Origin of the sequence: Deinococcus radiotolerans (genome assembly GCF_014647435.1) — a bacterium.
Taxonomy (GTDB): Bacteria; Deinococcota; Deinococci; order Deinococcales; family Deinococcaceae; genus Deinococcus; species Deinococcus radiotolerans.
In genome coordinates, this window is sequence record NZ_BMPE01000003.1 from 14582 (window position 1) to 34632 (window position 20051).

The window sequence follows — 20051 nt, forward strand, 5'->3', positions numbered from 1 at the left end:
TCACCCGTCAGGCCTGCGCCCCGCGCCGGTCCCGCCCCATCACGCCCGCAGGAGGCCCCGCATGACCACTGTTCCCGCCGCTCCGCCCCTGACCGCCGACGCCCGCCGGGTCGTCACCGCCGCCACCGTCGGCTTCACGCTGATGTTCGCCGTGTGGGTCATGTTCGCCATCGTGGGCCTGCCCATCCGCAAGCAGCTGGGCCTGACGGACGCGCAGTTCACGCTGCTGACCGCCATTCCCGTCCTGACCGGCTCCCTGCTGCGCCTCCCCGCGGGCATCTGGGCGGACCGGTACGGCGGGAAGGCCGTATTCCTGATCACCACGGTGGTCACCGCGCTGTTCTCCCTGGCGCTCGCCTGGGCAGACGGGTACACCACCCTGCTGGTCCTCGCGCTGGGCGTGGGCCTGGCCGGGGTCAGCTTCGCCGTTGGGAACGCCTGGATTGCGCAGTGGGTCCCGGTCGCCCGGCAGGGGCTCGCGCTGGGCACCTTTGGCGCCGGGAACGCCGGGGCGAGCATCACCAAACTCCTCGCGCCGCTGATGATCACGCTCGTCCCGGCGGGCCTGCTCATTCCCGGCGGGTGGCACTTCGTGCCGTTCGTGTTCGGCCTGGCGCTGCTGCTGTGCGCCGCGCTGACCGCCCGCCTCACGCCCGCTGATCAGAGCACGCCGACCGGCCGCACCCTGAGCGACTGGCTACGGCCCCTGGCGCGCGCGCAGGTGTGGCGCTTCGGGCTGTACTACGTGGTGTTCTTCGGCGCGTACGTCGCGTGCAGCCTCTTCCTGCCCAAGTACTACGTGGATCACTACGGCGTGCCGCTGGCGCAGGCGGGCCTGCTGACGGCGCTGTTCATCTTCCCCGCCAGCCTCCTGCGGCCCCTGGGCGGGTACCTCTCGGACCGCTTCGGGCCGCGCGCGGTGACCACCGTGGCCTTCGGGGTGATGCTGGCGGGCCTGCTGCCCCTGCTGCGTGACCTGAACGTCACGACGTTCATGCTGCTCACCACGGTCATCGGGGTGGGCATGGGTGTCGGCAAGGCCAGCACCTACACCCTGGTCGCCCAGTGGAACCCGGGGCAGATGGGCGTCGTGGGAGGGCTCGTGGGCCTGCTGGGGGGCCTGGGCGGCTTCATCCTGCCGCTGGCCTTCGCGGCACTGAAACCCACGCTGGGCGCCCAGAGTGCGTTCGTGACGTTGTTCGCCCTGACCGCGCTGAGCACCGTGGTGTTCGTGGCGAACATGGTCCGCCTGAAGGTGCTGGGGCGCGTGCCGGACTTCGCCTGACCCACTTCATTCGCCGGGCGCCGGGAGATGCCGCTCCCGGCGCCTAACGTTCCTGCGCGTGTTCCAGCGCGTTCTCCAGCAGCAGCGTCACGTGCTGGTCGGCCAGGTGGTAGTACACGGTGCGGCCCTCCTTGCGGTACCCGACCAGCCGGTGCGCGCGCAGCAGGCGCAGCTGGTGACTGGCGGCGCTCTCACTGATGCCCGCCACGGTCGCCAGGTCATGCACGCACAGTTCCTGCGCGGCCAGGGCGCTCAGCATCCGCAGGCGCGTGGGGTCCGCGACGGCCTTCAGCAGGGCGCTGGCGGCCTCCACGGCCTGCTGAGTGGGCAGCGCCGCGCGCGCGTTCGCCACCGCGTCCGGGTGGCGGCAGTCCTCATCACAGCGGGGAAGCTCGGCGGTCAAGCGCGCCCCCGGTCTGGGCGGAAGCGCAGCAGACGCAGGGCGTTCGCGGTCACCAGCGCCGTGGCGCCCGTGTCGGACAGGATGGCTGGCCACAGGCCCGTGATGCCCAGCAGCGTCGTGACGAGGAACACGGCCTTCAGGCCCACCGCGAACGCCACGTTCTGCCGGATGTTGCGCGTGGCGGCGCGGGACAGCTGGATCAGGTCCGGCACGCCGCGCACCTCGCGGCCCAGCAGCGCGGCGTCCGCGGTTTCCAGCGCCACGTCCGTGCCCCCGCCCATGGCGATACCCACGGTAGCGGCGGCCAGAGCGGGCGCGTCGTTGATGCCGTCCCCGACCATCGCCACGCCGCCGCGCGCCTTCAGGGTCTCGATGAGCCGCAGCTTGTCCTCCGGGAGCAGTTCGGCGTGCACCTCGATGTTCAGGGCCTCCCCGATGGCGCGCGCGGTGCGGGCGTTATCCCCGGTGAGCATCACCGGCTGCACGCCCAGCGCCCGCAGCCCATCGGCGGCGGCGCGCGCGTCCGGGCGAGGTTCGTCCCGCAGCGCGATCAGCCCGAGCACCTGGGCGCCCTCAAGCAGGAGTACCACCGTCTTGCCCTGATCCTCCAGGGCCGTGACGGTTCCCTCGAGCTGCGCGGTCCAGGCACCCTGTTCGCGGGCGAAGCGGGGCGAGCCGACGCTCAGGGCGCGGCCGTCCACGGTGGCCTGGGCGGCCCGGCCCGGTAGGGCGCGGGCGTCCTGCGCGGCGGGCAGGTCCGCGCCTGCCTGCTCAAGGATCGCGCGGGCCAGCGGGTGGCTGGAGCCCTGCTCCACGGCCGCGGCGAGGCGCAGCACGCTGGCCTCATCCAGGCGGCCGGGAACGACGTCGGTCACGGCGGGGCGCCCGGCGGTCAGGGTGCCGGTCTTGTCGAACGCCACGGTGCGGACGCCCCCGACCGCTTCCAAGGCCGCGCCGCCCTTGATGAGCAGGCCACGGCGGGTGCCGGCGCTCACGGCGCTGGTGATCGCGGCGGGCACGCTCAGGACCAGCGCGCAGGGGCAGCCGATCAGCAGCAGCGCCACGCCCTTGTACAGCCATTCGTGCCACGCGCCGCCCAGCAGCGGCGGGATCAGGGCCGTCAGCAGCGCGATCAGCAGGACCACAGGCGTGTAGACCCGTGAGAAGCGGTCAATGAACCGCGCGACCGGCGCGCGGTGCGCCTCGGCCTGCTCGACAAGGTGAATGATGCGCGCGATGGTGTTGTCCCGGGCCTCGGCATTCACGCGCAGGGTCAGCACACCGTCGGTGTTGATGCTCCCGGCGTACACGGCGTCCCCCGGGCCCTTGAGGATCGGAACGCTCTCGCCCGTGACGGGGGAGTCGTCGAGGCTGGACTGCCCCTGCGTGACCGTACCGTCGGCGGGGACGCGGCCGCCGGGCTGCACCTGCACCAGTTGCCCGACGCGCAGGGTGTCGGCGGGCACCTCGACCACCCGCCCCTTGGTGAGCAGCAGGGCCGTTTTGGGCGTCAGGCGGGTGAGGGCCTGGATGCCGCTGCGCGCGCGGCTCACGGCGACGCCCTCCAGCAGTTCCCCGATGGCGAAGAAGAACACGACCACGGCGGCCTCGGCGGCCTCGCCGATCAGCAGGGCGCCCAGCGCGGCCAGCGTGACCAGGGTGTTGATGCCGAAGGGGTCCCCGGCGCGGGCGGCGGCCACGGCCCGGCGGGCCAGCGGGGCCACGCCGAGCAGCGTGGCCGCGGCGTAACCCCACACGGCGAGGCGAGGTTCGATCCAGCTGAATGTCCACGCCAGGGCCAGTAGCGCGCCCGAGGTGATCACGAGGCGGCCCTGGGCGGTCTGCCACCAGGGGCGCGGCGTGATGGGGACCTCGGGCGTCAGGAGGCGCGGTTCGTGCCCGAGGCCGCGCAGGGTCTGTTCCAGCGCGGCGCGCGGGGTCTGCGCCTCGTCGAGGGTCAGGGTGAGGCTCTGGCGGGTGAGGTTCGTGCGGGCCTGGGTGGCGCCGGGCATGCGGCTCAGGGCGCCCTCGATCTTGCGCACGCAGGACGGGCAGTCCATGCCCTCGACGAAGTAGTCGAGTTCCGCGGGTGTGGCGAGGGGTCCAGGAGCGCTCATGCCCCCAGCATATCTGAAAACCTGCTCAGATATTCACTTTCTGTCGCTGCGCTCCTTACAGACCGAACACCGCACGCTGCTGCGGGTGAATCAGGTCGTTGTACTCCGGATGCCGGCGGATGTACGCCGCAATAAAGGGGCACATGGGCAGCACCAGCTTCCCCTGCGCCCGGACATCATCGAGCGCCGCGCGGGCCAGCTGACTGCCCAGCCCCTCGCCCTCATGCCCTTCCTCGACCTCCGTGTGGGGCAGCATCACCGCGTTCCCCACCGGACGGAACTCCGCGAAGCCCAGCACCCGCTCGCCGTCCAGCAGTTCGTAGCGTTGCCTGTCATCGTTGCGCTGCACGTGTGGGGTCATGCCGGTCATCCTACCGCCTGCCCCGGTGGAACCCGAACCCCGCGCCACGCACGCAGGGCTCACCGCACGCCATACGCCGGGGCGGTATGCTGGGCGGCAGGAACCGTCATGCCCGATCTACCCCCCGCCCTGACCGAGACCGACACCCGCGTCCTGATGCGCCTGCGCCGCATCGAGGGTCAGGTGCGCGGCCTGCAACGCATGATCGAGGAAGGCCGTGACTGCCACGACATCCTGACCCAGCTGTCCGGCGTGCGCAGCGCCCTGGACGCGGCCGGAGAACAGATCCTCGAGCAGTACGCCGCCGGGTGCCGCGCCCGGCCCGGCGAGGCCATCACGCCGCAGGACGTGGTCCGCGCCGTGAAACTCCTGCGCCGCTGACCCGCACGGAACGGACGCGACTCAGGATAGGGTGGCCCGGCAGTCGACTGCACCGGGCCACCCTGCGAGACGCTGAGGCTCAGTGCGCCTGACGGCGGGGCAGCAGGTGCAGCGCGCCCACCACCACCAGCCCAACGATCAGGCCCACGACGGCGCTGCCGAGCGTCTCGACCAGCCACGTGACCAGGCCGCCCAGCGCGGGCAGGGCGTGCGCCGCGCCGTGTGAGAGGTCATGCAGGACATCCTCCGGGGCGTGCCAGCCGAAGTCCGCCACGCCCACGATCAGGATGTGCCCCCCAACCCACAGCATCGCGGCCGTTCCGATGGTCGCCAGGGTGCCCAGCACGATGGGCATGCCCTTCACGAGGCCCCGGCCGATGGCGCGGCCCGTGCCCGTACGCGCCCGGGCGAGGCGCAGGCCGATGTCGTCCATCTTCACGATCAGGCCCACGACGCCGTACACCAGCGCCGTGATCAGGAGGGCCACGACGATCAGGATGATGGTGCGCTGCCAGAAGGGTTCCGTGGCGACTTCGGCCAGGGAGATGGCCATGATCTCGGCCGAAAGGATGAAGTCGGTGCGGATCGCGCCGCTGACCATCAGCTTCTCGTGCTCGGCGCTGCTGAGGCGGGCCTCGGCCTGCGCGTTGTCCTCGTGGCCGCCCCGCACGGCCTCAATGAGTTTCTCGGCGCCCTCGAAGCACAGGTACGCGCCGCCCAGCATCAGGATGGGCGTCATGGCCTGCGGCAGGAACTCGCTGAGGAGCAGCGCCACGGGCAGGATGAACACCACCTTGTTCCGCAGGGAGCCGCGCGCGATCCGCCAGATGATCGGCAGTTCACGGTCGGGGCTGAAGCCCGTCACGTAGCGGGGCGTGACGGCCGTGTCGTCCACGACCACGCCCACGGCTTTCACGCCGGCTTTCGCGGCGGCGGCGCCGATGTCGTCGATGGACGCGGCGGCGAGGCGGGCGATGGCGGCCACGTCGTCCAGCAGCGCGACAAGACCGCCGCTCACAGGCGGGCTCCGGAGGTTGAGGATCGGTGCGGCATGCCCGACCAGGGTAGCAGCGCAGGGGCCGGGCGCGGCGCAGCATCAAGGCTTGATGGCCCCCGGCTCAGGTGGGTTGCCTGCCCAGACACGCGTCCACACGGGCGCCGGGCGCGGTGTATGCTGAGGCACCTGACAATCAGGCTGTCGTTCTGCATGGATAACCGGCAGCCCGCCCCCGCACCTTCGCACCCTGGCGTCAACCATGCGCGGCCTCCCCACTTCATCCGGGGACGCGGCGCGCTGGACGGCACAGGACGGGAGGACGAGCGGTGATGGTGGAACTGATGATCAACGGAGAAACGCGGCGGGTGCCCAGTGCGGCGCACACGACGCTCCTGAATGCCCTGCGCGGCCAGGGCCTGACCGGCTGCAAGGAAGGCTGCGCGGAAGGCGAGTGCGGCGCCTGCGCGGTGCTCGTGGCCCGCGCGGACGGTAACGGCACCCGCTGGGAGAGCGTGAACGCCTGCCTGGCCCTGCTGCCCGCGCTGGACGGCGCGGAGATCGTGACCAGCGAGGGCCTCGGCACTCCCGCGGCCCTGCACCCCGCGCAGGAGGAACTGGCCGTGCGGGGCGGCTCCCAGTGCGGGTACTGCACGCCGGGCTTCGTGGTGAGCCTCGCGGCCGAGTACCTGCGCCCCGAACGGACGCCCGGCCAGCATGGCGAGGCGAACGGCTTCGACGTGCACTCGCTGAGCGGGAACCTGTGCCGCTGCACCGGGTACCGCCCAATCGTGGACGCCGCCCGCGCCCTGGGCACCCCGGGTGACGGCGACCCGCTGGCCGCGCGGCGCTCGCAGCCTGCGCCGCGTCCCCGAGCCACGCAGCTGGACGCGGCAGATGGCGTCTTCCACCGCCCGGCCACGCTGGAAGACGCCCTGGCCCTGCTCGCGGCGCACCCGGACGCGCGGGTACTGGCGGGCGGCACCGACTGGGGCGTGGACGTGAACCTGCGCCGCGCCCGCGCCGCCATGACCGTCGCCGTGGACGCCCTGCCGGAACTCCGCACGTTCGAGGTCGACGGGGACATGATGCGGCTGGGTGCGGGCCTAACCCTCAGCGACCTAGAACGCCGCCTGAAGGGGCGGGTGCCGCTGCTGCGCGAGTGGTTCCCGCAGTTCGCGTCCCGCCTGATCCGGAACTCCGCCACGCTGGGTGGGAACCTGGGCACCGCCTCGCCCATCGGGGACAGCCCGCCCGTGCTGCTGGCCCTGGAGGCCGAACTCGAACTGGTGGGGCCGGGCGGCGTGCGGGTCGTGCCTCTGAGGGACTACTTCACCGGGTACCGCCAGACGGTGCGCGCGCCCGGCGAACTGATCCAGGCGGTGCGCATCCCCACACCCCTGGCGCCAGTCACGGCGTTCCACAAGATCGCCAAACGCCGGTTCGACGACATCTCCAGCGTGGCCGTCGGGTACGCCCTGCGCGTGGACGGCGGCGTGGTCACGCAGGCCCGCATCGGCCTGGGCGGCGTGGCGGCCACGCCCCTGCGCGCCACCGAGGCCGAGGCGGCGCTGGAAGGGCAGCCCTGGACGGCGGACACCGCGCGCCGCGCCGCCCGCATCCTGGGGGCAACAGGCACGCCCCTGAGTGACCACCGCGCCAGCGCCGCCTACCGCGCGGCCATGCTGGAGCAGAGCCTCCTGAAATTCCACTGGGAGACGGCGCAGGAGGTGAGCGCGTGAGCGTTCACGAGGTTCCCGCCGGGGCCCCCGTGGGGCAGGCGCTGGCGCATGAGAGCGCGGCGCTGCACGTGACCGGACAGGCGCTGTACACCGATGATCTGGGCGTGCGAATGAGCGGGCTGCTGCACGCCTGGCCGGTGGGTTCACCGCACGCGCACGCGCGGGTGCTGAGCCTCGACCCTTCAGGCGCGCTGGCGGTGCCGGGCGTGGTGCGGGTCCTGACCCGCGAGGACGTACCCGGCGTGAACGACGCGGGCGTGAAGGGCGACGAGCCCCTCTTCCCCACCGAGACGATGTTCGTGGGGCACGCGGTGTGCTGGGTGCTGGCCGACAGCGAGGACGCTGCCCGGCAGGGCGCCGCGGCCGTGCAGGTCACGTACGAACCGCTGCCGTCCCTGATCACGCTGCGCGAGGCGATGGACGCCGGGTCGTTCCAGGGCGCGCAGTCCACGCTGCGCCGCGGGGACGTGCAGATCGGCTTCGCGCAGGCCGCGCACGTCTTCGAGGGCGAATTCGAGCTGGGCGGGCAGGAGCACTTCTACCTCGAGACGCACGCCTCGCTGGCGCACGTGGACGAGTCCGGGCAGGTGTTCATCCAGTGCAGCACGCAGCACCCCAGTGAGACGCAGGACATCACGGCGCACGTGTTGGGCCTGGACGCGAACGCCGTGACCGTGCAGTGCCTGCGCATGGGCGGCGGGTTTGGCGGCAAGGAGATGCAGCCGCACGGTTTCGCGGCCATCGCGGCGCTGGGCGCGACCCTGACCGGGCGGCCCGTGCGCCTGCGCCTGAACCGCACGCTGGACCTGACCATGACCGGCAAGCGCCACCCGTTCCACGCGTCGTGGAAGGCGGGCTTTGGCGCCGACGGGCGCTTCACGGCGCTACAGGTGCAGCTGACCAGTGACGGCGGCTGGAGCCTGGACCTGTCCGAGCCGGTCATGGCGCGCGCCCTATGCCACGTGGACAACGCGTACTTCATTCCGCACGTGGAGGCCCGCGGGCGGATCGCGCGGACGAACAAGACCTCCCAGACGGCCTTCCGGGGCTTCGGGGGGCCGCAGGGCATGCTGGTCGTGGAGGACCTGCTGGGCCGCGTGGCGCCGCTGCTGGGCCTCGACGCGCACGAGCTGCGGCAGCGGAACTTCTACCAGCCGGGCGAGTGCACCCCGTACGGGCAGCCGGTCCGGCACGCCGAGCGGCTTCAGACGATCTGGGCCGAACTGCTGGAAAGCAGCGACTTCCACGCCCGCCACACCGAGGTGGAGGCGTTCAACGCCGCGAATGAACACGTCAAGCGCGGGCTGGCGCTCACGCCCGTGAAGTTTGGGATCTCGTTCAACTTCACGGCGTACAACCAGGCGGGCGCGCTCGTGCACGTGTACAAGGACGGCTCGGTCCTCGTGAACCACGGCGGCACCGAGATGGGCCAGGGCCTGCACACAAAGATGCTGCAGGTCGCGGCGACCGCGCTGGGCGTGCCGCTGGACGCCGTGCGCCTTGCCCCGACCCGCACGGACAAGGTCCCGAACACCAGCGCCACGGCCGCCAGCAGCGGCGCGGACCTGAACGGCGGCGCGGTGAAGGACGCCTGCGACCAGATCCGCGCCCGCCTCTCGGAAGTGGCCGCCGGGCGGCTGGCCGTGCACCCGGACGACGTGCGCTTCGAGGCGGGCCGCGTGTTCCCGCTGGGCCACCCGGAGCGCGGCTTCACGTTCCGGGAGCTCGTGCACGACGCGTACCACCGCCGCACACAGCTGTGGGCGGCGGGCTTCTACCGCACGCCGGGCCTGCACTGGGACCGCGAGGCGATGCAGGGCGAACCGTTCAAGTACTTCAGTTACGGCGCCAGCGTCACCGAGGTGGAACTCGACGGCTTCACCGGCGCGTACCGCGTGCTGCGGGCCGACCTGCTGCACGACGTGGGTGACAGCCTCTCCCCCCTGATTGACCTGGGTCAGGTGGAGGGCGGGTACCTGCAGGGCCTGGGCTGGCTGACCCTCGAGGAACTGAGGTGGGACGAGTCCACCGGAGCGGGACGGGGGCGCTTGCTCACGCAGGCGGCCAGCACGTATAAATTGCCTTCGCTCTCGGAGCTGCCCGCGGACTTCCGCGTGGCGCTCCTGCGCCAAGCCACCGAGACCGGCGTGGTGTACGGCAGCAAGGCGGTCGGGGAACCCCCGCTGATGCTGGCGATCTCCGCCCGCGAGGCCCTGCGCGCCGCGTGCGCCGCCTTCGGCCCGGCCGGACAGCCCACCGAACTGGCGTCCCCGGCCACGCCGGAAGCGGCGTTCTGGGCGCTGCACGCCGCCCGGTCCTGGTCTTCAACGCCCGCCACTGAATCTGACGCGCCCGGCGCGACCCAAGGAGTCCCCACATGACCGAAGCTGCCCTGCTCATTACTGCCCCGATGCCCGCCAGCGCCCTGAGCGCCGCCGACCTGGCCCTGCTGCACGCGGACCTGCCCGTGAACGGCCCGCGCTTCCTGGAGGACGAGGCGTGCGACGCGGACGCGCTGGCGCTGCTGGAATGGGACGCGGAACTGCCGCTGAGCCCGCAGGACCTGCTGCCGCTGGAATGGACGCGCACACCCTGACACCCCAGCACGTGGCAACCGGCGGCCCGGCGTGGCTCGTGGCCCTGACGCGGCTGGCGGCGCAGGGCGAGGCGGCGGTGCTCGTCAGCGTGATGGCCGCCCGCGGCCACACGCCCCGCGAGGCGGGCGCACGGATGGTCGTCAGCCGGACCGGCAGCTGGGGCAGCGTGGGCGGCGGGAACCTGGAGGCGACCGCCGTGGAGCGCGCCCGCACCCTGATCCGCGCAGGCACCCAGGCCCCCGAGACGCTGACACTGCGCCTGACGGACCGCGCCGCGAACGGGCACGGGCGGCAGTGCTGCGGCGGTGAGGTCACCCTGCACCTCGACCCCGTGCTGCACGCCCAGCCGCAGGTGGCCGTGTTCGGTGCGGGACACGTGGGCCTGGAACTGGCGCGGCTGCTGGCCCGGCACCCCATCGGGCTGCACCTGATCGATTCGCGCGCCGCGCAGCTGACCCCCGAACGCCTGGCTCCACTGCGGGACGCCGAGGCGCAGGTCACCGCGCACCACGCGCCCATCCCGGAACTGGTGCTGGATGGGCTGCCACTCAGCACACATATTCTGATCCTCACGCATGACCACGCCGAAGACGCTGCCATTCTGGACGCCGCGCTGCGCCGCCCGGGCACTGGCTTCCTGGGCCTGATCGGGTCGAGCGCCAAGTGGACCCGCTTTCAGGCGCAGCTGCGCGACCTGGGCCACCCGCCGGACGCCCTGGCCCGCGTCACCTCACCCATCGGCCTGCCGGACCTGAACACCGGCCCCGCCCGCAAGCACCCGGCCGTGATTGCCCTGAGCGTCGCGGCGCAGCTCCTCCCCCACCTCACCCTCCAGCCGGACCCAGTGCCGGCGCCTGAAAGGACGTCATGACCGCCACCCTCTACCGCGCCACCTTCCTGCACACCCCCGAGAATCCCTTCACGCACGCCGAGGCGCTGCACGCCGAATCCGACGGCGGCCTGCTCGTTGAGGGGGGCGTGATCCGGGCCCGGGGCGCCTTTGCCGACCTGCGCGCGGCGCACCCGGACGCGCCCGTGACCGACCTGCGCGGCGGGCTGCTGCTGCCGGGCTTCGTTGACACGCACGTGCACCTGCCGCAGGTGCGGGTGATCGGCGGGCTGGGCCTGCCGCTGCTGGACTGGCTGGATCAGTGCGCGCTGCCCGAGGAGGCCCGCATGGCCGACGTCGCGTACGCGCGCGGCGTGGCGCGGGACTTCATCGGCGGCCTGCTGGGGGCGGGCACCACCACGGCGCTCGTGTTCGGGTCGCACTTTGCGGGCGCGGTGGACGCCTTCTTCGAGGAGGCCGCTCAGGCGGGGCTGCGGGCTGTGACCGGGCTGGTCGTCAGTGACCGCCTGCTGCGGGACGAGCTGCACACCACGCCGGAGCGCGCCTACGCCGAGGGCAAGGCCCTTATTGAGCGCTGGCATGAGGTGGGCCGCGCGCTGTACGCGGTCACGCCGCGCTTCAGCCTCTCGGCCTCGGAGGGCATCCTGGACGCCTGCGCCGCCCTGATGCGCGAGCACCCGGGCGTGCGCTTCACGAGCCACATCAACGAGAACACCCGCGAGATCGAGGTGGTCCGCGAGCTGTTCCCCGGCGCGCGCGACTACCTGGACACCTACGAGCGCGCCGGGCTGATCGGCCGCCACAGCGTCCTGGCGCACAACGTGCACCCCAGCGACCGGGAACTGGGCGTCATGGCCGCCGCGCGCTGCACGGCCGCGCACTGCCCGTGCAGCAACTCCGCGCTGGGCAGCGGCTTCTTCCCGCTGCGCCGCCACCTGGACGCCGGCGTGCCCGTGTCCCTGGGCAGCGACGTGGGCGGCGGGACCGGCTTCAGCCTGCTCAAGGAGGGCCTGCAGGCGCACTTCATGCAGAACCTGATGCCCGGCGGGGTGCCCCTGAGCCCCGCGCACCTCCTGTACCTCGCCACGAAAGCGGGCGCCGACGCGCTGGACCTGCCCGAGGTCGGTGCGTTCGAGCCGGGCCAGCAGTTCGACGCGGTGCACCTCGCCCCCGCGCCCGGCACGCCGCTGGACGCCGTGTTCCGGCACGCGGCCAGCCCCGAGCGGGCCCTGGCCGCCGCGTTCGCCACCGGCACGCCCGGGGACGTGGCGCGCGTCTGGATCGGCGGGGAGCCCGCCTTGACCCGGGCCTGACGCCGCGGCTCAGTGGGTGTCGATCCAGCTGCTCAGCGTGGCTTTCGGTACGGCGCCCACCTGCCGCCCGGCGAGTTTCCCGCCGCGGAACAGCAGCAGCGTGGGAATGCCCTGCACGCCGTACTCGCCGGGCGCGCGGGGGTGCTCGTCCACGTTGACCTTCACGACCTTGAGCTTCCCGGCCCGTTCGCGGGCGAGGTCCTCCAGGACGGGGCCGATCACGCGGCACGGGCCGCACCAGGGCGCCCAGAAATCCACCAGGACCGGGACGTCCGCCTGCACGTCCTGCGTGAAGGTGGCGTCACTGCCGCTGACCAGCCAGGGCAGGGCCGCGCCGCAGCGGGCGCAGCTGGGCACCTGGCCTTCCGGCACGGTGGACACGCGGTTCTTCGCGCCGCACGCGGCGCACGTCAGGACGTCGCTCATCCTGAAAGTATGCGCCCCGGGCCCGCCGGGCGCGCTTTACGGAAACTGAACACAGGCCCGCTACGGTGCGCAGCATGAACCGACTGCTGACCGCCCTGCTCACGGCCGCGCTGCTGGCCACGCCCGCGCACGCCCAGATGGATCACTCCGGGCACGCCATGCCGGGCATGACCGCCGCGCCCGCCGCCCCGAACCTGAAGGCCCTGAGTGGCCGGGCCTTCGACCGCGCGTACCTGAGCCTGATGGTCGCGCACCACCAGGGCGCGCTGGACATGGCGCGCGCCGCGCAGCCCCGCCTGAAGGATGCCAGGGTGAAGGCCTGGGCGGCGGCCGTCATCAAGGACCAGAGCCGGGAGATCACGCAGATGACTGCGTGGCTGGGCGCGCTGGGCGGCGTGGACGCCTCTGCGCGTGGGCACATGCAGGGCGTGATGGCGGGCATGATCGCGCCCCTGCGCTCAGCGGCGAACGCGGACCGCGCGTTCGTGCAGGGCATGCTGCCGCACCACCAGAGTGCGCTGGAGATGGCAGGCGTGGCCCTGCAGCGCAGCAGCGACCCGCGCGTGCTGCAGCTGTCGCGTGACATCGTGCGCGCGCAGGCCGCCGAGATGTACGCGTACCGCCTGTGGCTGCTGCGCTGAGCGTCCGCTACGCTGCGTGGGCATGGCGCGCGTCCTGATCGTCGATGACGACCCGGCGATCCTGGAGATCCTGGGCGCGTACCTGCGTGCCGACGGGCACGAGGTGACCGAGGCGAGCAGCGGCGTGCAGGCGCGCGCGCTGCTGCCGGGCGCGGACCTGGCCGTGCTGGACTGGATGCTGCCGGGCGTGAGCGGCCTGGACCTGGCGCGCGAGCAGCGCCGCGCGGATCCGGACTTCCCGCTGCTGCTGCTCAGCGCCCGCGGGGAGGAGGAGGACCGCCTGCGGGGCCTGGAGGTCGGCGCGGACGATTACGTGACCAAGCCCTTCTCGCCGCGTGAGGTCGCAGCGCGCGTGCGGGCCCTGCTGCGCCGCAGTGGCGTGCGGGACGTGACGGACGTGGGCGGCCTGCACCTCAACGAGCGCACGCGTGAGGTGACGCTGGACGGGCGACCCCTGACGCTGACCCGGCTGGAATTCGAGCTGCTGCGGACCCTGGCGCGTCACCCGGGCCTGGTGTGGACCCGCGAGCGCCTGCTGGACCGCGTGTGGGGCCCGGACGACCCGGTGGTGGAGCGGGTGGTGGACGTGCACCTGGCGGGGTTGCGCCGCAAGCTGGGCGAGGACGCCACCCATCCACGCTTTATCGAGACGGTGCGCGGCGTCGGGTACCGCTTCCGGGAGGGCACGTGAAGCTGTTCCCGCGCCTGTTCCTGGCGCACCTGCTGGTGATCCTGGTGGCGCTGGGGGCGCTGCTGCTGGTGGCCGAGTGGACGCTGCCGGGCGTGTACCAGCACCACGTGGAGCAGATGGTGCAGGCCATGGGGGACCGCGGCCGGGCGCTCCGGCCGGATCTGGAGGCCGGCATGCGCGGCGCGCTGACGGGCGCGCTGCTGCTGGCGCTGCCGTTCGCGGCAGGCGCGGCGGCCGTCACGGCCCTCCTGACCTCAAGGCGGGTGGTGCGGTCGGTGGCGCTGCTGGGCGAGGGAAGCCGCGACCTGGCGGGCGGGCAGTACGCGCGGCGCCTGCCGGAGCAGGGCCGGGATGAGCTGTCGGAACTGGCGCGGAACTTCAACCGGCTGGCGGCCGCGCTGGAACGCGTGGAGCAGGACCGCGTGGCCCTGATCGGCGAGGTCGGGCATGAACTGCGCACGCCCCTGGCGGCGCTGCGCGGGTACAGCGAGGCGCTGCTGGACGGCGTGCTGCCCCCGGCGGCCGTGGCGCCTGCCGTGGAACGGGAGGTACGGTTTCTGGAGCGCCTGGCGCAGGACCTGAGCCTGGTGTCCCGCGCCGAGGCCGGGCACGTGGAACTGGACCTGCGGAACGTGCCGGTGCAGGACCTGCTGGACGCCGCGCGCGACCGGTTCGCGGAGGCGTTCGCGGCGCGGGGCGTGGACCTGCGCGTGGCGCGTTCGGCATCGTGGGTGCGGGCGGATCCGGAACGGGCGGGGCAGGTGCTGGCGAACCTGCTGCACAACGCGGCGCGGCACACGCCGCCCGGCGGGACGGTCCGCCTGGACGTGCTGGTCGGGGACGCGCAGGTGGCGCTGACGGTGCATGATGCCGGCCCGGGGATTGCGCCGGAGCACCTGGAGCGGATCTTCGAGCGCTTCTACCGCGTGAACGAGGCCCGCACGCGCGGCGAGGGCAGCGGCGTGGGCCTGACGATCGCGCGGGCGCTGGCGCAGCGCATGGGCGGCAGCCTGAACGTGACGTCCAGTGCGGCCGGCAGCGTCTTCACGTTCACACTGCCGCGCGTGACTGCTGAATCCAGACACGCTGACCCTGAACAGGTGGAGCCAGCTGGTCTCTAACGCTCGCCTTGCGTCCATCAGAGGGTCGCTGCGGTGGACGCCCACCACGGCGGATTCCATGGGCGCGGCCCGGTTCAGGCCGCTGGAGTGCAGCTGATCACACATTCAGCTGAAGACTTCATAAAGAGTGCTGCACCATTGACCTTCATCGAATCCCGATCTTGTGCTGGTGAACTCTGCTCTGAACGCGGGACGCTGCCCGCACGTGGTGGGCGCGTGACTGGCGCGCCGTCCGATCTGGACCTCAGCCTGCTGCACGCCCTTCAGGCCTACCGGCGCGGTGACTTCACGGTCCGCCTGCCCAGCACCTGGGAAGGCGTGAACGGCCGCATCGCGGACACCTTCAACGACATCGTCGAGGAATCCGCGCGGATCGCGCAGGACGCCGCGCGGGTGGGCCGCACGGTCGGGAAGGAAGGGAACGTCAAGCAGCGCATCCCCCTGGGCACCACGACGGGCAGCTGGGCCGCACTCATCGAGGGCGTGAACGAACTGGTGGACGACCTCGTGTGGCCCACCACCGAGATGACGCGCGTGGTTACGGCGGTCGCGCACGGGGACCTGTCTCAGCTGATGGCGACCGAGGCGAACGGGCAGCCCATGCAGGGGCAGTTCCTGCAGATCGTGTCCACCGTGAACACCATGGTGGGGCAGCTGAACTCGTTCGCGGGCGAGGTGACCCGCGTGGCGCGCGAGGTGGGCACCGAAGGGAAACTGGGCGGTCAGGCGCAGGTGGCCGGGGTCGGTGGGGTGTGGCGTGACCTGACCGAGAACGTGAACGGCATGGCGAACAACCTGACGAGTCAGGTGCGCAACATCGCGGACGTCACGACCGCCGTGGCGAACGGGGACCTGAGCCGCAAGATCACCGTGGACGCCCGCGGGGAGATCCTGGACCTGAAGAACACCATCAACACCATGGTGGACCAGCTGAACTCGTTCGCGGGCGAGGTGACCCGCGTGGCGCGCGAGGTGGGTACCGAGGGCCGCCTGGGCGGTCAGGCGGACGTGCGCGGCGTGGGCGGCACCTGGAAGGACCTCACGGACAACGTGAACTCCATGGCCGCGAACCTCACCGGGCAGGTGCGCAACATCGCGGACGTGACGACCGCCGTGGCGAATGGCGACCTGTCGAAGAAGATCACGGTGGCCGCGCAGGGTGAGATTCTGGAGCTGAAGAACACCATCAACACCATGGTCGATCAGCTGAACGCCTTCGCGGGCGAGGTGACCCGCGTGGCGCGCGAGGTGGGCACCGAGGGCCGCCTGGGCGGTCAGGCGGACGTGCGCGGTGTGGGCGGCACCTGGAAGGACCTCACGGACAACGTGAACTCCATGGCCGCGAACCTCACCGGGCAGGTGCGCAACATCGCGGACGTGACGACCGCCGTGGCGAACGGGGACCTGAGTCGCAAGATCACCGTGGACGCCCGCGGGGAGATCCTGGACCTGAAGAACACCATCAACACCATGGTGGACCAGCTGAACGCCTTCGCGTTCGAGGTGACCCGCGTGGCGCGCGAGGTGGGTACCGAAGGGAAACTGGGCGGTCAGGCGCAGGTGGCCGGGGTCGGCGGCACCTGGAAGGACCTGACCGACAACGTGAACTCCATGGCGAACAACCTCACCGATCAGGTGCGCAACATCGCCTTCGTGACGACGGCCGTGGCGAACGGGGACCTGTCGAAGAAGATCACGGTGGACGTCAAGGGTGAGATCCTGGACCTGAAGAACACCATCAACACCATGGTGGACCAGCTGAACTCGTTCGCGGGCGAGGTGACCCGCGTGGCGCGCGAGGTGGGCACGGAAGGGAAGCTGGGTGGTCAGGCGCAGGTGGCCGGGGTCGGCGGCACCTGGAAGGACCTCACCGACAACGTGAACGGCATGGCCACCAACCTCACCGATCAGGTGCGCGGCATCGCGCGGGTCGTGACAGCCGTCGCGGGCGGCGAACTGAACCGCAAGCTGAACGTGAAAGCGCAGGGCGAAATTGCGGAACTGGCCGAGACGATCAACTCCATGATCGACACGCTGGCCACCTTCGCGCAGCAGGTCACGACCGTGGCACGCGAGGTGGGCACGGAAGGCAAGCTGGGCGGGCAGGCGAACGTACCCGGCGCCAGCGGCACCTGGAAGGACCTGACCGACAACGTGAACGGCCTGGCCGCGAACCTCACCACGCAGGTGCGCGCCATTGCCGAGGTGGCGACCGCCGTGACCAAGGGCGACCTGACCCGCAGCATCTCGGTGGAGGCCAGCGGGGAGGTGGACGCGCTGAAGAACAACATCAACGAGATGATCGTGAACCTGCGCGACACCACCGAGAAGAACACCGAGCAGGACTGGCTGAAGACCAACCTCGCGAAGTTCACGGGGATGCTGCAGGGGCAGCGGGACCTGCTGACCGTCAGCCGCCTGATCCTCTCGGAACTGGCGCCCCTGGTGCGCGCCAAGCACGGCGTGTTCTACACCCTGGACGAGGAGGCCAGCCCGCCCGCGCTGCAACTGCAGGCCAGCTACGCGTACCGCGAGCGCAAGGGGCTGGGCAACCGCTTCCGTCTGGGCGAGGGGCTGGTGGGACAGGCGGCGCTGGAGCAGCAGGCGATCGTGCTGACCGACGTGCCCGGCGATTACGTGCAGATCAACAGTGGCCTGGGGGCCGCCACGCCCACCACCATCGTGGTGCTGCCCGTGGTGTTCGAGGGGCAGACGAAGGCCGTGATTGAACTGGCGTCCTTCGAGCGGTTCAGCGCCACGCACATGAGCTTCCTGGAGCAGTTCACGGAATCCGTGGGGATCGTGCTGAACACCATCCAGGCGACCATGCGCACCGAGACGCTGCTGCGGCAGTCGCAGAGCATGGCGCAGGAACTCCAGAGTCAGCAGGAGGAACTGCGGCAGACGAACGAGGAGCTGGAGGAAAAAGCGCGCCTGCTGGCCGATCAGAACCGCGAGGTCGAGAAGAAGAACCAGCAGGTCGAGTCCGCCCGGCACGCGCTGGAGGAGAAGGCCGCGCAGCTGGCCCTGACCAGTAAGTACAAGAGCGAGTTCCTGGCGAACATGAGTCACGAGCTGCGCACGCCGCTGAACAGCCTGCTGCTGCTCGCCAACCAGCTCCGCGACAACCCGGAAGGGAACCTGACCGATCAGCAGCGCACGTACGCCAAGACCATCTACGGCGCCGGGAACGACCTGCTGAACCTCATCAACGACATCCTGGACCTCAGCAAGATCGAGTCCGGCACCGTCAGCGCTGATCCGACGAACGTGCCCCTGTCGCACGTGCGTGAGGCGGTGGAGTCCACCTTCGCGCCCCTCGGGGCGGCCAAGAACGTGGATCTGGTGCTGGACTTCGACCCGGGCCTGCCGCGCAGCATCCTGACCGACGACACGCGCCTCCTGCAGATCCTGAAGAACCTGCTGTCGAACGCGTTCAAGTTCACGTCCAGCGGCAGCGTGACCCTGCAGGTGGCGCCGGTCACGCAGGGCTGGAGTCCGGACCAGCACGTCCTGAACCGCGCGTCGCAGGTGCTGGCGTTCCGCGTGGCGGACACGGGCATCGGCATTCCGGCGGACAAGCAGCGCCTGATCTTCGAGGCGTTCCAGCAGGCGGACGGGTCCACCAGCCGCAAGTACGGCGGGACCGGCCTGGGCCTGGCGATCAGCCGCGAACTGGCCCGCATCCTGGGCGGCGAGATCACGCTGAGCAGCACGCCCGGCGTGGGCAGCGAGTTCACGCTGTTCCTTCCCGCGCGCTTCCAGACGCCCGGGCGCAGCGAGGCTCCGGCCCTGTCCGCCCCGGCGCGCCCGGCCCAGCCCCACGTCCCGGCGGCTTCCCCAGCGTCCCTCGCCGCCACCCCGGCCCTGACGGAGGAGCCCGACGCGACGGTGGTGGACGACCGGTCCAGCCTGCAACCCGGGGACCGGACCCTGCTGATCGTGGAGGACGACCCCACGTACGCGGCGACGCTGCTGGACCTGGCGCACGAGCGGGGCTTCATGGGCCTGATCGCCGCGCGCGGGGACGAGGCGCTGCGCCTGGCGCAGGAGTACCGCCCGCAGGCGATCACGCTGGACCTGGCGCTGCCCGACACGAACGGCTGGGCGGTCCTGGACCGGCTCAAGCACGACCCGCACACGCGGCACATTCCGGTGCACGTGATCAGCGGGCAGGAGCCCAGCATCGTGAGCCGCAAGCTGGGCGCGCTGGACCACACCACGAAATCCGGTAACCGGCAGGACCTGGCGAGCGTGTTCACGAACCTCGAGGCGTTCCTGGCCCGGCGGGTCAAGCGGGTGCTGATCGTCGAGGATGACGAATCTCAGCGGCAGAGCATCGAGACCTTGATCGCCGACACCGACGTGGAGACCACCTCGGTCACCACCGGGCAGGCCGCGCTGGACGCCCTGGCGGACACGGCGTTCGACTGCGTGGTGCTGGACCTACACCTGCCGGACATGACGGGCTTCGAGCTGATGGGCACGCTGCACGACACGCCCGCCTACCGGGCCATGCCGATCATCGTGTACACCGCGCAGGACCTGACCCGCGCGCAGGAGGCGGAGCTGCGCCGCGCCGCGAAGTCCATCATCTTGAAAGACGTCCGCTCGCCCGAGCGGCTGCTGGACGAGGTGACGCTGTTCCTGCACCGCGTGGAGGCCAGCCTGCCCGAAAGCAAGCGTCAGGCGCTCGACGCGGCCCGGCAGCAGGAACCGGCCCTGCAGGGCAAGAAGGTGCTGGTCGTGGATGACGACATCCGCAACATCTTCGCGCTGACGGCCGTGCTGGAACGCCACCAGATGCAGATCCTGACCGCCGAGAACGGCCGCGAGGCGATCAGCATGCTCGACAGCCACCCGGACACCGACGTGATCCTGATGGACGTCATGATGCCCGAGCTGGACGGCTACGAGACCACCCGCCTGATCCGCGGCAACCCGGAGTTCCGGACGCTGCCCATCATTTCCCTGACCGCCAAGGCCATGCCCGGCGACCGCGAGCAGTCCATCGAGTCCGGCGCGAGCGATTACATCAGTAAACCCGTGAACACCGCGCAACTCCTGTCGCTGCTGCGGGTCTGGTTGTCGAAGTGACCGCGGCGCGCCTCGCCGCGCGGGCGGCGGAC

16 protein-coding genes are annotated in these 20051 nt (G+C 71.5%); 11 read left to right on the forward strand and 5 right to left on the reverse strand.

Going from position 1 to position 20051, the window contains the following annotated elements; translation table 11 throughout:
• The first annotated feature begins 61 nt into the window (after positions 1 to 61).
• Positions 62 to 1285, forward strand: coding sequence for an MFS transporter (locus IEY63_RS08185; protein WP_189068524.1), 1224 nt, complete (start codon positions 62 to 64; stop codon positions 1283 to 1285).
• A 43-nt stretch (positions 1286 to 1328) separates the two neighbouring features.
• Here the strand turns inward: IEY63_RS08185 and IEY63_RS08190 are convergent, their stop codons facing one another.
• Genes IEY63_RS08190 through IEY63_RS08200 form a run of 3 tightly spaced genes read right to left on the reverse strand, consistent with a single transcriptional unit; the run spans position 1329 to position 4166 of the window.
• Complete coding sequence (locus IEY63_RS08190; RefSeq protein ID WP_189068525.1) at positions 1329 to 1688, reverse strand: ArsR/SmtB family transcription factor; 360 nt, start codon at positions 1686 to 1688, stop codon at positions 1329 to 1331.
• Positions 1685 to 3805: a heavy metal translocating P-type ATPase gene (locus IEY63_RS08195; protein ID WP_189068526.1), complete on the reverse strand. Its 2121-nt coding sequence runs from the start codon at positions 3803 to 3805 to the stop codon at positions 1685 to 1687. Before IEY63_RS08195 ends, IEY63_RS08190 begins: the two co-directional genes overlap by 4 nt.
• 55 nt (positions 3806 to 3860) lie before the next feature.
• Complete coding sequence (locus IEY63_RS08200; protein ID WP_189068527.1) at positions 3861 to 4166, reverse strand: GNAT family N-acetyltransferase; 306 nt, start codon at positions 4164 to 4166, stop codon at positions 3861 to 3863.
• Positions 4167 to 4274: 108 nt separating this feature from the next.
• Between IEY63_RS08200 and IEY63_RS08205 the strand changes: the two genes are divergently transcribed.
• Entirely contained in the window at positions 4275 to 4547 is a 273-nt protein-coding gene (locus tag IEY63_RS08205) for a metal-sensitive transcriptional regulator (protein ID WP_189068528.1), read from the forward strand.
• A 79-nt stretch (positions 4548 to 4626) separates the two neighbouring features.
• On the opposite strand, the gene IEY63_RS08210 is transcribed toward IEY63_RS08205, so the two are convergent.
• The gene (locus IEY63_RS08210; protein ID WP_189068529.1) at positions 4627 to 5565 is read right to left on the reverse strand and encodes a DUF808 domain-containing protein; all 939 of its coding nucleotides are present in this window, start codon (positions 5563 to 5565) and stop codon (positions 4627 to 4629) included.
• 320 nt (positions 5566 to 5885) lie between these two features.
• Here IEY63_RS08210 and IEY63_RS08215 point away from each other — a divergent pair, with 320 nt between their 5' ends.
• Genes IEY63_RS08215 through guaD form a run of 5 tightly spaced genes read left to right on the forward strand, consistent with a single transcriptional unit; the run spans position 5886 to position 12043 of the window.
• Complete coding sequence (locus IEY63_RS08215) at positions 5886 to 7283, forward strand: xanthine dehydrogenase small subunit (RefSeq protein ID WP_229784579.1); 1398 nt, start codon at positions 5886 to 5888, stop codon at positions 7281 to 7283.
• A complete protein-coding gene (gene xdhB / locus IEY63_RS08220) occupies positions 7280 to 9664 on the forward strand; it encodes a xanthine dehydrogenase molybdopterin binding subunit (RefSeq protein WP_189068531.1) in 2385 nt (794 codons plus the stop codon). Before IEY63_RS08215 ends, xdhB begins: the two co-directional genes overlap by 4 nt.
• On the forward strand, positions 9661 to 9879 hold the full coding sequence (locus IEY63_RS08225) for a hypothetical protein (protein WP_189068532.1): 219 nt from the start codon (positions 9661 to 9663) through the stop codon (positions 9877 to 9879). The genes xdhB and IEY63_RS08225 overlap by 4 nt, the downstream gene beginning before the upstream one ends.
• Positions 9861 to 10751 (forward strand): xanthine dehydrogenase accessory protein XdhC, encoded by an 891-nt coding sequence (gene xdhC, locus IEY63_RS08230; protein WP_189068533.1) that lies wholly within the window; start codon positions 9861 to 9863, stop codon positions 10749 to 10751. The genes IEY63_RS08225 and xdhC overlap by 19 nt, the downstream gene beginning before the upstream one ends.
• Positions 10748 to 12043: a guanine deaminase gene (gene guaD, locus IEY63_RS08235; RefSeq protein WP_189068534.1), complete on the forward strand. Its 1296-nt coding sequence runs from the start codon at positions 10748 to 10750 to the stop codon at positions 12041 to 12043. The genes xdhC and guaD overlap by 4 nt, the downstream gene beginning before the upstream one ends.
• A 9-nt stretch (positions 12044 to 12052) precedes the next feature.
• Here the strand turns inward: guaD and trxA are convergent, their stop codons facing one another.
• Positions 12053 to 12469: a thioredoxin gene (gene trxA, locus IEY63_RS08240; protein WP_189068535.1), complete on the reverse strand. Its 417-nt coding sequence runs from the start codon at positions 12467 to 12469 to the stop codon at positions 12053 to 12055.
• 74 nt (positions 12470 to 12543) lie between these two features.
• On the opposite strand from trxA, the gene IEY63_RS08245 reads away from it, so the two are divergent.
• From IEY63_RS08245 to IEY63_RS08260, 4 genes are all read left to right on the forward strand, one after another.
• On the forward strand, positions 12544 to 13110 hold the full coding sequence (locus IEY63_RS08245) for a DUF305 domain-containing protein (RefSeq protein WP_189068536.1): 567 nt from the start codon (positions 12544 to 12546) through the stop codon (positions 13108 to 13110).
• A 22-nt stretch (positions 13111 to 13132) separates the two neighbouring features.
• Positions 13133 to 13801 (forward strand): winged helix-turn-helix domain-containing protein, encoded by a 669-nt coding sequence (locus IEY63_RS08250; protein WP_189068537.1) that lies wholly within the window; start codon positions 13133 to 13135, stop codon positions 13799 to 13801.
• A complete protein-coding gene (locus IEY63_RS08255) occupies positions 13798 to 14922 on the forward strand; it encodes a sensor histidine kinase (protein ID WP_189068538.1) in 1125 nt (374 codons plus the stop codon). The genes IEY63_RS08250 and IEY63_RS08255 overlap by 4 nt, the downstream gene beginning before the upstream one ends.
• Positions 14923 to 15138: 216 nt before the next feature.
• Positions 15139 to 20019: a response regulator gene (locus tag IEY63_RS08260; RefSeq protein WP_189068539.1), complete on the forward strand. Its 4881-nt coding sequence runs from the start codon at positions 15139 to 15141 to the stop codon at positions 20017 to 20019.
• Positions 20020 to 20051 lie beyond the last annotated feature (32 nt).